The sequence below is a fragment of the Bradyrhizobium sp. 40 genome (genome assembly GCF_023100925.1).
Lineage (GTDB): Bacteria > Pseudomonadota > Alphaproteobacteria > Rhizobiales > Xanthobacteraceae > Bradyrhizobium.
Genome location: NZ_CP064688.1, coordinates 4,481,800 through 4,494,543, shown reverse-complemented (window position 1 = coordinate 4,494,543; position 12,744 = coordinate 4,481,800). Strand labels below are relative to the sequence as shown.

Below are 12,744 nucleotides of genomic sequence, written 5' to 3'. Positions count from 1 at the left end.
ATGAAGAGCGTTTTGAAATTGTTGCCGGTCGTGACCCTCGCTGTGGGACTGGCCCTCTCGGTCGCCCCGGCCGGGGCCCAGCAGGCAGCGGCGCCGAAATCGTCGCCGGCCGCCGTGGCGGCGGCCAAGGAGATCCTGACGATCAAGAACGCCAGTGCGATGTACGCCAACGCCGTGCCCGGCCTGGTCGATAAGACCAAGATCGCGCTGATCCAACAGAACCTCAACTACCAGAAGGACCTCACCGAGGTCGCCCAGATCGTAGCCCAGCAGCTCAAGGGCCGCGAAAGCGAAATCGGCGATGGCATGGCGCAGGTCTATGCCAGCGAGTTCACCGAGCAGGAGCTGAAGGATCTCGTCACTTTCTACAAGTCGCCGCTGGGCAAGAAGCTGATCGAGGCCGAGCCGCGCGCCATCGGGCTGAGCATGGCCTTCATGAACTCCTGGGCCCAGAACTTCTCCGAGACCGTGATGGGCAACTTCCGCGCCGAGATGCGCAAGCGTGGCAAGGAAATCTGACAGTCCCTATCTGATCAGAATCCGGATCATGTTCTGAAGAGGTCGGAGTGGACAATGGCTGAATTCGACGTCGACCTCTTTGTCATCGGCGGCGGTTCGGGCGGCGTGCGTGCCGCCCGCATCGCGGCTGGTTACGGCGCCCGCGTGATGATCGCGGAAGAGTACCGCATGGGCGGGACCTGCGTGATCCGCGGCTGCGTGCCGAAGAAGCTGTTCGTCATCGGCTCGCATTTCCGCCATGAGATCGAGGACGCCGCCGGTTTTGGCTGGACCGTTCCGCCTGCGACCTTCGACTGGCCGACGCTGATCGCCAACAAGGACAAGGAGATCGCGCGTCTGGAGGCGGCTTATACCGCCAATGTCGAGAAGTCGGGCGCGCAAATCGTCAAGAGCCGCGCGGTGATCGAGGACAAGCACACTGTCCGCCTGCTCGAGAACGACAAGAAGATCACCGCAAAATACATTTTGATCGCCACCGGCGGCGCGCCCAATCACGGCGCTCCGATTCCGGGCATCGAGCACGTGATCTCCTCCAACGAGGCGTTTCACCTGACCAAGCTGCCGAAGCGGATCGTGATCCAGGGCGGCGGCTACATTGCGCTGGAATTCGCCGGCATCTTCGCCGGCTTCGGCTCCGACGTCACAGTCATCTATCGCGGCGACAACATTTTGCGCGGCTTTGACGAGGATGTTCGCGCCCACGTCCGCGCCGAGATGGAGAAGCAGGGCATCACCATCCTCACCGGCTGCACGGTGGCGAAGGTCGATCGCCATGGCGAGGAATTCACCACGCATCTGTCTAACGGATCGAGCCTCGCCTCCGACCAGGTGATGTTCGCGATCGGCCGCCATCCCGCCGTCGCCAATCTCGGCCTGGAGAAGGCCGGCGTCGCCATCAACCCGCGGAACGGCGGCATCGCGGTCGACCATTTCTCGAAGAGCTCGGTCGACAGCATCTATGCGATCGGCGACGTCACCCATCGCTTCAACCTGACGCCGGTCGCGATTCGCGAGGGCCACGCGTTCGCCGACACCGTGTTCGGCAAGCGCGAGGTGCAGGTGGATCACGCCAACATCCCGACCGCCGTGTTCTCGCAGCCGGAGGTCGGCACCGTCGGCCTCACCGAGACCGAGGCGCGCGCGCAATTCAGCCATGTCGACATTTACAAGACCACGTTCCGCCCCATCAAGGCGACGATGTCAGGCCGCGATACCCGCGTGCTGATGAAGCTCGTCGTCGACGGCGCCTCCGATCGCGTGCTCGGCTGTCACATCGTCGGCGATGCCGCGGCCGAAATCACGCAGGCGGTCGCGATTGCGGTGAAGATGAAGGCGACCAAGGCCGATTTCGATGCGACGATCGCGCTGCATCCGAGCGCGGCCGAAGAGCTCGTCACCATGCGCACACCGACCGCACGCCACGTCCGCCAGGCGGCGGAGTAACTCCGCTCAGCCGTAGAGGTACCCGACCGGCTTGCCCTCGGTGCGCAGGGGACGGATGTCCTTCTGCGTGATGATCTGACCGGCGAGGCCGTCGATCTCGTCGCGTTGCGTCGGCGTCCAGCTGCGGAGGTCGTTCATTCCTTTGAGGAGGCCGAGCCGAAGGACCTGCGTGTTCTCACCCACGCCGACGAGACTTGTGGCGTTCTTGCCCGCTGTCACCACATCGCCGGCCGTGAGCTCAAAGGTCTCACCAGTCTTGTTCTTGAATTCGGCCGTGCCGCGGATCACGCGGTAGATCACGACCTCGCCCTTGTCGAGGCATGTGGTGTCAGCTGCTGCCGACGTGCTCTTGGGCAAGAGCGATTGGCCGCGCGGATCGGTTGCGATGATGTGGCCGGTGACGAGATGGCCGCTCGGGACTTCGATCCCGATATCGCGCACATAAACCGGCATGGCCGATTTGATCGGGCTGTCGGTGAGCGGCTTGAACAGCGCATCGAGCGCCAAGGGGTCTTGAAGCCAGAAGCCTGCATCCACCGGGCGATCGTGCAGAGAGTGGCTCCAGGCCACACGCGGCGTCTCGGCCTCGTTGATCTGGTCGGGACCGACGATGGTTGGGTTTGGAAACGTCGTCGGGTCGGTGATGAAGGCTTCGAGGAATTTGCCCGAATAGCCCATGGAGATCGGATCCGGCACCACCGTCTGCGGCGTCTTCAAATTCTCTTCGGTCGACAGTCCCGACCAAGTGTAGAACAGCTGGCGGTGCACGATCGCGCTTTGCAGCATCACCGCGCCGGGGCCGACATTGTAGAAGCGCCCATCATAGTCGAAGGTGAACGCGCCCGAGGTGACCAGCACGAGCTGAAAGCCGCCCGGTGGCAGATGAAGGTGGAAATCGGTGGGACCGGTGTCGGGCAGATAGATCGGCAGATTGGTCGCGACTTCGTGCAGCAGGAAGGTTTCGTTGTTGGCGTGAAAGCCCTCGTTGGCGCGATTGTAGAGGGCTTGCGGCCGGTACGTTGCCTCGAACGTCGCATTCCGGTCGCGGTCGATCGCCACAAACTCCTGAGCGTTGAGGCGAAGGGGGGCGCCGTTCGGACGGGTGAGGCCGGTGATTTTGAGATCGCCGGCGGCATGCACGTTCATGGCATTCTCCGATTCTAGACCGCTCACCCGGTCTCTCGGCGCACGCATCTTGCTGCTGCAATCGGGAGAGCAGGGATCAGGCCTGATGCTGCCTTGCGAATTCTGGGCCAGTCGAGGAGCCGCGCGGCACGGAGGCTTCGCGACGAGCCGCCACGCGAGGAAAAATCGAGGTTGCACCTGAGGTTAGCTGACACGCTTCGCCAGCCTGCATGGCCATGTTCGCCCGGTCTGCAAACCTGGCGACGAAACGTGTCTTGTCTAATTTGTCGGCATCCTGGCGCGGACGTGCAGCCGCGCCGATCAGAGGAAGTCGGCGGCCGGATGTCTGAAGCCGTTCATTCGAAAGATCGACGGAGGGTCCGCTCGGGCTTGCCGTACGGGCTGTCAGCCCATTTCGCCATGTCCACTGCACGCGCCTCGATGAGCTCGCACCACAGGCAGCTGAGCTCCGCGCGACCTTTGGCCGAGAGCATGGGAATGAGGCCATGGCCACAGCCGGCGCAACATTTGACGCGATTCATGGTTCTCTCCGCGACTTTCCGGATTCAGGAGCGACATCGTTGCTCCCGAAGCTTGCGCGGGCGCTATGAGGGCGCAGCGACGCCTGCGGCCGGGGTGCTCGTCCCCGAGATCGTCGCGTCTGCGATCCAGCGCGACACCGCGGCGATGTCCTCCGCATTGTCGCGGAAGGCACGAAGCTGGAATTCAGCCGAGCTGCCACGTTCGACGATGGTACGACAGTGTTCGACCTCGGCGGCGCAGTTCAGCGCGGCTGCGTCTTCGGCGATGTCCTCGATCACGCGGGAGAGCAGCTCGGAGATCTCGACCGGCCCGTCCTTGGAGGCAAAGATGCAATCGGTGCCGTAGCGCTGGGCGCGCCATTTGTTCTCCACCGCGATCGCGCGTTCCACCGCGGTGACCTCTTTCGACAGATGAGGCCGCAGGTAGAGATAGCGGGTCAGGCAGCGATAGAGCGAGGCAATGGCAACGGCGTCGTCGACGAAGGTGCAGGTATCGGGCGCACGCAGCTCGAGCGTCGGGTGCTTCATGGAGGGGCGCATGGCCCACCAGATGTGGCTTTCATCGGGGATCACGCCGGAGCGCTGCAACGCGCCGACATATTCGTCGTAATCCTGCCTGCTCTCGAACAATTCTGGCAGGCCGGTGCGCGGCAGCTCGGAATAGGCGGCGAGCCGATAGCCCTTCAGCCCGGTCTTGTGTGAATTCCAGAACGGGGAGGAGGCCGACAGGGCGATAAACAACGGCAGATGCGGCAGCATCGCTCGCATCACCGCCATGCGCTTGTCCGGATCGGGCAGCTGGACGTGGACATGCATGCCGCACATCAGGTTGCGGTGGCCGATGCTGCGCAGATCCTCGATCATCTCCTCGTAGCGCGGCTTCGGGCTCGGCTGCGACATGCGCCAGACCGCGGTCGGATGTGTGCCGCAGGCCATGATCACGAAGCCGTATTGTGCCGCGACGTTTGCGACTTCGCGACGCAGGAAGCGAAGCTCTTCGCGCGCGTCGGCGACGTCGACATGAACGTTGGTGGCGACCTCGAGCTGCGACTGCAACATCTCCCGCATCGCCTGGCCGCCGGTGGACCAGTTCGCAGATTCGAAAAGCTCGTTCGGGGTCTGGATCGCGACCTCAAGGCTGCGCCGATCGGCGAGGAAGTATTCCTCCTCGATGCCGAACGAATATTCCGCGGCTTTGCCGCGTCCGCCGGCGGAGCGAATGACGAGGTGCTGCTTGTCTTCCGAGGAATCGAGCCGCAGAAGTTTCAAAACGTCTGATGCAAATGTCATTGTGCCACCCGGCCAAGGTATTTACCTGCGGGCGATAATCCTTCTGACAGGGGCGGGTTCCGCGTCGGCCCCACCGGAAATTGCAAGGTCGAACGGAACAATTTTCGCGCTTTCGGACGCACGTGCGACCAGCGCGTGATTCGGGGGCACTTCTGTCCAGTCCGTTTCCTTGTCGAACGGCTCGGACACCACGATGACCTGGCCGCCGGCCTCGCGGAAATACAGCGTGTTGGCGGCATCGTTGACGGCGACCCGGAAGGCATAGAGATCCCGGCCGTTGGCGATGGCGCTGGTGAAGCGCAGCCGCTCACGAAGCTCGCCTTCGTTGACGAGGCCGACGAGGGATCGCAGCACGCGATGCGTAGCGCCGAGTGGATCGGCATCGAGTCCCGCGCCCATCATGGCGAGAAACACGGCTTCCGAATCGGTCGTGCCTGTCCGCGAGGGGTAGTAGGCATCGGGGATCAGCGCCTCGACCTTGCGCCGCAGGCGGTTCCAGCTGCCGACGAAGCCGTTGTGCATGAACATCCACTGGCCGCAGGCAAAGGGATGGCAGTTCTGCCGCGTCACCGCCGTGCCGGTTGCGGCGCGCACATGAGCGAAGAACAGATGCGAGCGCAAATGGCGGCAGAGGTAGCGGAGATTCTCGTCCGACCAGGCCGGGCGTGTTTCACGATAAAGACCAGGCTCCGGATGCTCGCCGTACCAGCCGAGACCAAAGCCGTCCCCATTCGAGCCGGCGGTCGACTGGAGCGAGCGGATGCTTTGCGCGATCAGCGAATGCTCGGGCTCGGTGACGTAGGGTTCGAAAGACGTGGTCTCGCCCCGGTATGCGATCCAGCGACACATGGGAATCCTGTCAGGAGATGCTTGCTGAAATGTATCAACGAACCTGACAGGACGATGGTTCCCGACAGCGAGTGTCGGGAACCAGGTGGCCACTACACCGGAACCGGAATCAATTGCGCAACTTCGCGATCACCCGCGTTCTCGCTAGCTGCGAGACCTTGTGCGACGCCGACGCGGTCGGCCTCGGGACGGTTCTGGCTCATCTTGCGCTTGCCTTCGAACCGCACGACGGGAATGCGCACGCCGACGATTCCGCGCAACTGCGCAGCGATGAAATCCGCAGGGGCATCCGTAACGGCCCAAGGCCTGGCACGCGATCCTTCGTGCCTGTTCGTGAGCCGCGTCACGGCCTCGAGCAGGCGCTCGGGCTCCTGGAAGAATTCGACCGGGCCGTAGGCATGCACCGCGACGTAGTTCCAGGTCGGCACGACCTTTTCTGTCTCCTGCTTGGTTGCGTACCAGGACGGCGTCACATAGGCGTCGGGACCGCCAAAGATCGTCAGCGCATCTCCGATCGGCGGCAGTTTCCATTGCGGATTGGCTTTCGCCACATGTCCGTACAGCACGCCATGCTCGCCTTCGCCCTCGTCGAGAAAGAGCGGCAGCGGCGTGGCGACCGGGCCTTCGCTGGTGGCCGTGACCAGACTGGCGAGGCGCGCGCCGTGAATGGTCGCCCGGATGCTCTCGATGTCGTCCTTGAAGGCGGGAGGGATGTACATGGTCTATCTCCGATGTTGGTCTGGAGATAGCCGGAATCTGGCCTATAAGAAACTGCCAGTTATCGTCTGTTTTATCAGTCCAGTTCGGCGACCGCCTGTGCAAGAAGCCTGCAGCCGCGCTCGATCTGTGACACCTCCAGTGCCGAATAGCCCATGACGAGGCCGACTGTCTTGCGCGGTCGGCGAGGTCCGACGAACAGTGCCGAGACGGGATAGATGCCGACGCCCTTGGCATGGGCCGCTTTGATCAACGCGTCCTCTCGCTTCTGCGGCAGTTCGTTGAACCACGCCACGATGTGCAGGCCGGCGGCAGTGCCCTCGATCCGGACGCGATCCCCGAACCTGCGGCGAAGCGCGTCGAGCAGCGCCCGCTGGCGTTCGGCGTTGCGCCGGCGCACGCGCCTGATGTGGCCGTCATAGGCGCCGCTTTCGAGCATCGAAGCGAGAGCATCCTGTTCGATCAGCGGCGTGTGCCGGTCCATGATCTGCTTGGCCGCGGCGAACAGGGATCGCAGGGCGGCGGGCACAACAAGATAGCCGATCCGCAAGGTCGGCGAGAGCGTCTTGGAGACGGTGCCGAGATAGATCACATTGCCGCCGCCTGCCAGCGCGTGCAGGGGCGAGATCGGCTTCGTGTCGTAGCGATACTCGCTGTCGTAATCGTCCTCGATCACGTAGGCGTCGTTTGCCCTGGCCCAGGCGAGCAATTGGTGCCGGCGTCCGATCGGCATGACGCCGCCGAGCGGATATTGGTGCGACGGCGTGACATAGGCGAGGCGGGCTTCGACGCCGTCGAGCCGCGTGGTCTCCAGTCCATCCGCGTCGACCGGGATCGGGATCGTCTCCGCGCCCGTCGCCGCAAAGGTGTGCCGCGCCATCTGGTAGCCGGGATCCTCCATCACGAAGCGGTCGCCGGCGTCGAGCAGCAGGCGCGCGCAGATGTCGAGGCCCTGCTGCGAGCCATTGACGACGACGATCTGATCGACCTCGCAGCGGACGCTGCGCGACCGCCAGAGATAGCCTTGGAGTGCGGTCCGCAGCCGCAGCGCGCCGCAGGGATCGTCATAGGCCAGCCGCTCGGGCTTGCGCGCCATCGCGGCAGTCACGGCCTTCTTCCAGGCCACTACCGGGAAATCCGACGGCGCGAGCTCGCCATAGCGGAAGTTCGCGACAAGCCCGCGCGGCGGCTCGGTCCAGCGCGGCGGGTCTTGAAGCAATCGGTCCCCGAAGGCCGACAGCCGCACCTTCCGCGCCGCCGCTCGCGACACGATGCGCGCGTGTCCCCGCTCGACTACGGCGCGGGCCACCCGCGGCCGCGCGCCATGGCGTGTCTCGATGAAGCCCTCGGCGGCGAGCTGTTCGTAGGCGATCGTGACGGTCGAGCGTGCCACGCCCATTTCGCCGGCCAGCGCGCGCGAGGACGGCAGCAACCCGTCGATCCCGTACACCCCCGCCAGGATCTGATCTCTCAAGAGCTCGTAGATCTGGCGCGCGCCCATGCGGTCGGCACGGAGAGCAGGATTGGTCTTCATCTGGATCATCCACATTCCAAGCCGGCATTCGCCCGAGCGGACGATGTCGGAATGTGGTTCTAGTCCCGTTCGCCGAGAGTTTCGACGTAAGCCTTGCCGTAGGGATGAAAATGCTCCTTGCGGCCCTGGTCCCACAGTGCCCTGAGGCCGGGCGCCGCGATGTCCCAATCCGGCCGGCACTTCATGCCGACTGCCCTGAGGTCCTGGCGGAGTTCTTCGACGGTTGGACGGCCGAAGAACCAGTAGCCGTTATAGATCTTGTGAATGACAAGGCCGGGCTCGAGCACGACCACGTGCGGAATCATCGGATTATGGACGGGGTCGGTGTATTCGGCGATGTCGAGATCTTTCTGAACGAGGCGCCGCGAATCCGAGAGGAAGGGCCAGTGCGCTCCGACGCCGCTGCGATATTCACTGGTCTGGGTGATATTGTCGGTCGTGATCGTGACCATCCGGCAATAGCCCACCTCCATTTCGCGATGGAGTTGCAGCAAGCCTTCGGCCTGGCGGCGATCCTTGGGACAAAATCCACCGCGGCCGAGCACGAGCACCATCGGATCGCCCGCCTGCAGCTCGGAGAGCTTTCGATGTTTGCCGGTGTGGTCGCTGAGCTCGTAATCAGGGAAAGTTACTCCCGGTATCATATCAGGTCGCATTACGCTCTCCCAGTTTTACAGATCAATCACGACGTTGTTTCGGGGCCGTGAGCAGCAGATCAGGACATTGCCGTCCGCCGCAGGATCGAGCGGATCCGGCGCATAGTCGACCGTCCCCGCGATCAATCCGCTCTCGCAATTATGGCAGACGCCGGTCCGGCACGACCAGCGCACGGGGACGTCGCAAGCTTCGGCCAATTCCAGCAGGCTGGCGTAGGCCGGTCCCCAGCACACGTTGAGGCCGCTGCGGGCGAACGAAACCATCGGGCCGGGGCCAGGAGCGCCAACCGGCGAGTGCGCTCGCTTCTGCGGGGAGGACGCTATGCCGGGCGTCAAGGATGGTCCGGCGCCGAACAATTCGGTGTGGATGCGATCCGGTGCGATGCCCAACGTGGCGAGGCTAGCTTTCAGATCGCTCATGAAAGCTGCCGGTCCACACACATAGAAATCGCCGTCGCGGGGCACACTCAGGGTCTGGAGCAGGCGTCCGTCGAGATGTCCGGCTGTATCGAACGCCACATTGAGACGATCGTCCGGGTCAGGCGCGCTGTAGCAGACGTGGCTATGGTGACGAAAGAGCCCACCTAGCAACTCGCGCGCCTCGGCGGCGAATGCATGTTCGCGGCCGTTGCGGGTGCCGTGCAGCCACCACACGTCCCGCGTCGTCCCTTCGGCGGCGAGGGCGTGGAGCATTGCGAGTACCGGGGTGACGCCGATGCCGGCGCTCAGCAGGACGACGGGGCGCGCATCTTGCCGGAGCGTGAAACTGCCGCGTGGCGCACCGAGCTGCACGGCAGCGCCGTCCACCAGCTCGTCGGCGATGTAGCGGCTGGCGGCGCCGTGCGCTTCGCGCTTGACGCTGATGCGATAGGACGCGGCATCGGCGCCGCTCGACAGCGAATAGCTGCGCGTCATCGCCTGCGCAGCGGAAGGTTCGAGCCTGATGACGACGAATTGACCGGGCAGGGCGGCCGCCACGGGATGTCCGTCGGCGGGTTCGAGGATCAGCGACGTCACGTTGCCGCTTTCGGCGATCTTGCGCGCCACGCGAAATGAGCGGAATCCGCGCCAGGCCGGAGGAGGGCTCGCCGCCGGCCCAAGTCCGGTGTTTCCCGCGATCTTGTTGTCCTTCTGCTGCTCGAGCAGCGCCGCGAATGAACGCTGCCACCCGCGGCTCAGCGCGGGAATCCGCAGCGCCCGCTCCAGGCGTTCGCGTGGATGCGGCGGCAGGTAAAGCATCGCATTGACCTCGAACACGCTCATGCGCTCGGGTCCCACAGCGATCTGTTTGATCTCGTCACCGGCTTCGACGTCGCCTTCCTCGAGCACACGGAAATAGAATCCGGGCCGCCCGTGCCTGACCAGCAGCGCGGCCATGTCCGGCTCGTCCATCCGAATGCCGAGCCGGTAGCAGGTGACGCGCGGCTGCGTCACTTCGAACAGGGCAGAGCCGATCCTGTAGCGGTCTCCGATGCACACGTTGGTGTCGGCGAGGCCCTCGACCGTAAAGTTCTCGCCGAACTGGCCATGAACGAGGTTCGATCGACCGAGATGCTCCTGCCAGTACCGATAGGATTCGTCCTGATAGACGAATACGGCACGATGTTCGCCGCCATGACCGGCCGTATCGCCCTGGCCGTCGCCATCGATGTTGAGCCGGCGCACCCTGCGCGGGCCTGTGACCTGCGCCTTCCAGATGCCGGTGTGGACGGTCCGACCCTGCCAGGCGACGTCGCGCGGCAGGCCGACATTGATTGAAAGCAGACGTGCCATTGTTCCCGATCTGGCTGCGCGGTTCTGCCGTCATCCTTGCAGCAAGAGGGCGTTTTTGGCTCGTTAGTCGTTGTTAGAGGTTGCGAGCAAGCCTTGCCACCGGCGGCCCTGAGGCCAATCTGAGATGGCGTAACGCCAACGCAATCGGGACAACGGGAGGCCACGATGGATGATCAGGGCAAGCTGGCCGCGCTCCAGCGGCATTGGGACGCTTCGGATGCGAACGATTTCGAGGCCGAGCACGACATCTATCGCGGGGACGCGGTGCTCGACTATCCGCAATCCGGCGAGCGCATCCGCGGTCGCAGCAACATCCAGCAGAGCCGGTTCGTGCAACCGAACAAGAAGCGCTTCACGGTTCGGCGAATCGTCGGCGGTAACGATCTCTGGGTGAGCGAATTCGTGCTGACCTATGACGGGGTGCCGTCTTACGTGGTGAGCATCATGGAATTCCGCGACGGCCTGGTGGCGCACGAGACGCAGTATTTCGGCGACAGGTTCGAGCCCTCGCCCTCGCGGGCGCATCTTGTCGAGCGGGTGGAGTAACACACGGAACCCGATGCGGCGGCTGGTCGCAGTCGCGTCGCCTTGATTCCGACAGTCCCATCTTTATGTGTGGAAGGAACAAGAATCCGGGCCCCTCTGGCGAGGACGCCGACGCTGTCGGCAAACCTCGTGATGTCGGATCACCTGTCCCGCGCGAATGCGATGGATCGGCCGATCGTCGGGCCTTCTTGAGAGTCTCTCCGACCCAATCGTCCCCATCGCAGCTCCGTGCGGTCATTTCGCAAGATAAGGGAGCAACGATGTCCGACGCCAAGCATTCCAATCCGATCGAAATCGAGATCACCGAGCCGTCCAGCCTGAACGAGCAGGCTGCGGTGGCGCTGGTGATCGTCGGCGCGCTGGTTGCGGTTGCCGACCGCCAAGTTTCGCCGGTCGAACGCGACGAGGTCGTCCGTTTCATCCGGGATCGCAAGCTCGCACCGCACATATCGGAGGACCGGCTCTACGCCATGTTCGACGAGCTTGCCGAACGACTCGAGGAGCCGGATTTCGCCAATGTGGTGATCGAGAATTTGCGTCCGGTTTCGGACCTGCCGCTGTCGGCTCATTTGATCGAACTGTCGGAGCGCGTCGCGGCCGCCGACGAGGACGTGCATCCCCACGAAGTGCAGGCGATCAAGCTGTTGCGCCTGCTGACGCTGGTGCTGCCGCGCGCAAAGCAGGTGGCGCCGGGTGCAGTGCGGGCCGAACAACGCATCGCCGCCGAGGAGTAAGCATGAGCGTAGTTTCGGACGAAGATAAGACAGGGACTGCGGGTGCTACCGGCCAGATGGCCGGCGGCGACCCGCGCCTCGACAAGCTCGTCCGTCGCCTCCCGCCACGCATGGGTGACACCGTCACCTATCTGCTCAAGCCGTCCAGCCGCTGGGTGAGAATCCCCTCGGGCGCGCTGCTTATTGCCGGCGGCGTGCTCTCGTTCCTGCCGGTGCTCGGAATCTGGATGCTCCCGCTCGGCCTCGCTTTGCTCGCAGAAGACGTTCCCGCACTGCGATCCTCGCGCGGCAAGGTTTTGGATTGGGTCGAGCGGAAGAAGCCGCAATGGCTCGATCCTGCCGCACCGAAAAATGACCGGTCATGACTGAATTCATCACCACCGAAGCGCTGACCGCGCTGCTTCAGGTCGTCCTGATCGACCTCGTGCTCGCCGGCGACAATGCCGTCGTCATCGGCCTTGCCGCAGCCGGCCTGCCGGCTGAGCAGCGCCGGCGCGCCATCGTCGTCGGCATCATAGCCGCCACCGTCTTGCGCATCGTCTTTGCCGGCGTCGCGACCCAGGTTCTGCAAGTGATCGGGCTGTTGCTCGCCGGCGGCGTGCTGCTGCTCTGGGTCTGCTGGAAGATGTGGCGCGAGCTGCGCGAGCAGTCCGCGCACGCGAACGAGCTTGCGTTCAGCCATGGCGGCAGTAGCGCCGCGCCTGCCTCCCGAAAGACCTTCAGACAGGCGGCCGTGCAGATCGTCGCCGCCGACGTCTCGATGTCGCTCGACAACGTGCTCGCGGTCGCGGGCGCCGCGCGCGAGCATCCCTACATCCTCGCCTTCGGCCTGCTGTTGTCGGTCGCGCTGATGGGCGTTGCCGCCGATTTGCTCGGCCGCGTGCTCCAGAAGCAGCGTTGGATCGGCTATGTCGGCCTCGCCATCATCGTTTACGTCGCCTTCGAGATGATCTATCGCGGGTCGCTCGAGCTCGCGCCTGTGATCGCGAGTCTCTGAGGCAACGTGCCTGTCCATC

The 12,744-nt window shown here is 64.1% G+C and carries 13 protein-coding genes; 6 read left to right on the top strand and 7 right to left on the bottom strand.

Annotated features, from left to right (window positions below):
* The gene (locus tag IVB40_RS21975; RefSeq protein ID WP_027569412.1) at positions 1–519 is read left to right on the top strand and encodes a DUF2059 domain-containing protein; all 519 of its coding nucleotides are present in this window, start codon (positions 1–3) and stop codon (positions 517–519) included.
* A gap of 54 nt (positions 520–573) precedes the next feature.
* A complete protein-coding gene (gene gor / locus IVB40_RS21970; protein WP_247816258.1) occupies positions 574–1,962 on the top strand; it encodes a glutathione-disulfide reductase in 1,389 nt (462 codons plus the stop codon).
* A 6-nt stretch (positions 1,963–1,968) separates the two neighbouring features.
* Here the strand turns inward: gor and IVB40_RS21965 are convergent, their stop codons facing one another.
* The 7 genes from IVB40_RS21965 to IVB40_RS21935 all read right to left on the bottom strand — a co-directional run bounded on the left by IVB40_RS21965 (position 1,969) and on the right by IVB40_RS21935 (position 10,448).
* Complete coding sequence (locus IVB40_RS21965) at positions 1,969–3,108, bottom strand: glucuronate isomerase (protein WP_247286712.1); 1,140 nt, start codon at positions 3,106–3,108, stop codon at positions 1,969–1,971.
* Between the two features lie 584 nt (positions 3,109–3,692).
* Positions 3,693–4,919: a carboxylate-amine ligase gene (locus IVB40_RS21960; protein WP_247816257.1), complete on the bottom strand. Its 1,227-nt coding sequence runs from the start codon at positions 4,917–4,919 to the stop codon at positions 3,693–3,695.
* Positions 4,920–4,940: 21 nt separating this feature from the next.
* Complete coding sequence (locus IVB40_RS21955) at positions 4,941–5,768, bottom strand: class II glutamine amidotransferase (RefSeq protein ID WP_247286706.1); 828 nt, start codon at positions 5,766–5,768, stop codon at positions 4,941–4,943.
* A gap of 92 nt (positions 5,769–5,860) precedes the next feature.
* Positions 5,861–6,487 (bottom strand): FMN-binding negative transcriptional regulator, encoded by a 627-nt coding sequence (locus tag IVB40_RS21950; protein ID WP_247816256.1) that lies wholly within the window; start codon positions 6,485–6,487, stop codon positions 5,861–5,863.
* Positions 6,488–6,561: 74 nt separating this feature from the next.
* Positions 6,562–8,028, bottom strand: coding sequence for a PLP-dependent aminotransferase family protein (locus tag IVB40_RS21945; RefSeq protein ID WP_247816255.1), 1,467 nt, complete (start codon positions 8,026–8,028; stop codon positions 6,562–6,564).
* A gap of 50 nt (positions 8,029–8,078) precedes the next feature.
* Positions 8,079–8,675: a redoxin domain-containing protein gene (locus tag IVB40_RS21940; RefSeq protein WP_247286700.1), complete on the bottom strand. Its 597-nt coding sequence runs from the start codon at positions 8,673–8,675 to the stop codon at positions 8,079–8,081.
* A gap of 15 nt (positions 8,676–8,690) precedes the next feature.
* Positions 8,691–10,448: an MOSC and FAD-binding oxidoreductase domain-containing protein gene (locus IVB40_RS21935; protein WP_247816254.1), complete on the bottom strand. Its 1,758-nt coding sequence runs from the start codon at positions 10,446–10,448 to the stop codon at positions 8,691–8,693.
* Positions 10,449–10,613: 165 nt separating this feature from the next.
* Between IVB40_RS21935 and IVB40_RS21930 the strand changes: the two genes are divergently transcribed.
* The 4 genes from IVB40_RS21930 (at position 10,614) to IVB40_RS21915 (ending at position 12,725) form a co-directional block, all read left to right on the top strand.
* Entirely contained in the window at positions 10,614–10,994 is a 381-nt protein-coding gene (locus IVB40_RS21930; RefSeq protein WP_027569421.1) for a nuclear transport factor 2 family protein, read from the top strand.
* 260 nt (positions 10,995–11,254) lie between these two features.
* Complete coding sequence (locus IVB40_RS21925) at positions 11,255–11,728, top strand: tellurite resistance TerB family protein (protein WP_247816253.1); 474 nt, start codon at positions 11,255–11,257, stop codon at positions 11,726–11,728.
* Positions 11,729–11,730: 2 nt separating this feature from the next.
* A complete protein-coding gene (locus IVB40_RS21920; RefSeq protein WP_247816252.1) occupies positions 11,731–12,093 on the top strand; it encodes a hypothetical protein in 363 nt (120 codons plus the stop codon).
* The gene (locus IVB40_RS21915; protein WP_247816251.1) at positions 12,090–12,725 is read left to right on the top strand and encodes a TerC family protein; all 636 of its coding nucleotides are present in this window, start codon (positions 12,090–12,092) and stop codon (positions 12,723–12,725) included. Before IVB40_RS21920 ends, IVB40_RS21915 begins: the two co-directional genes overlap by 4 nt.
* Positions 12,726–12,744: the final 19 nt, after the last annotated feature.

Coding starts and splice junctions, on each gene's coding strand:
- IVB40_RS21940 (WP_247286700.1), bottom strand. CDS start 8,675: ATGCGACCTGATATGATACCGGGAGTAACTTTCCCTGATTACGAGCTC.
- IVB40_RS21975 (WP_027569412.1), top strand. CDS start 1: ATGAAGAGCGTTTTGAAATTGTTGCCGGTCGTGACCCTCGCTGTGGGA.
- IVB40_RS21925 (WP_247816253.1), top strand. CDS start 11,255: ATGTCCGACGCCAAGCATTCCAATCCGATCGAAATCGAGATCACCGAG.
- IVB40_RS21965 (WP_247286712.1), bottom strand. CDS start 3,108: ATGAACGTGCATGCCGCCGGCGATCTCAAAATCACCGGCCTCACCCGT.
- IVB40_RS21915 (WP_247816251.1), top strand. CDS start 12,090: ATGACTGAATTCATCACCACCGAAGCGCTGACCGCGCTGCTTCAGGTC.
- gor (WP_247816258.1), top strand. CDS start 574: ATGGCTGAATTCGACGTCGACCTCTTTGTCATCGGCGGCGGTTCGGGC.
- IVB40_RS21945 (WP_247816255.1), bottom strand. CDS start 8,028: ATGATCCAGATGAAGACCAATCCTGCTCTCCGTGCCGACCGCATGGGC.
- IVB40_RS21920 (WP_247816252.1), top strand. CDS start 11,731: ATGAGCGTAGTTTCGGACGAAGATAAGACAGGGACTGCGGGTGCTACC.
- IVB40_RS21935 (WP_247816254.1), bottom strand. CDS start 10,448: ATGGCACGTCTGCTTTCAATCAATGTCGGCCTGCCGCGCGACGTCGCC.
- IVB40_RS21955 (WP_247286706.1), bottom strand. CDS start 5,768: ATGTGTCGCTGGATCGCATACCGGGGCGAGACCACGTCTTTCGAACCC.
- IVB40_RS21950 (WP_247816256.1), bottom strand. CDS start 6,487: ATGTACATCCCTCCCGCCTTCAAGGACGACATCGAGAGCATCCGGGCG.
- IVB40_RS21930 (WP_027569421.1), top strand. CDS start 10,614: ATGGATGATCAGGGCAAGCTGGCCGCGCTCCAGCGGCATTGGGACGCT.
- IVB40_RS21960 (WP_247816257.1), bottom strand. CDS start 4,919: ATGACATTTGCATCAGACGTTTTGAAACTTCTGCGGCTCGATTCCTCG.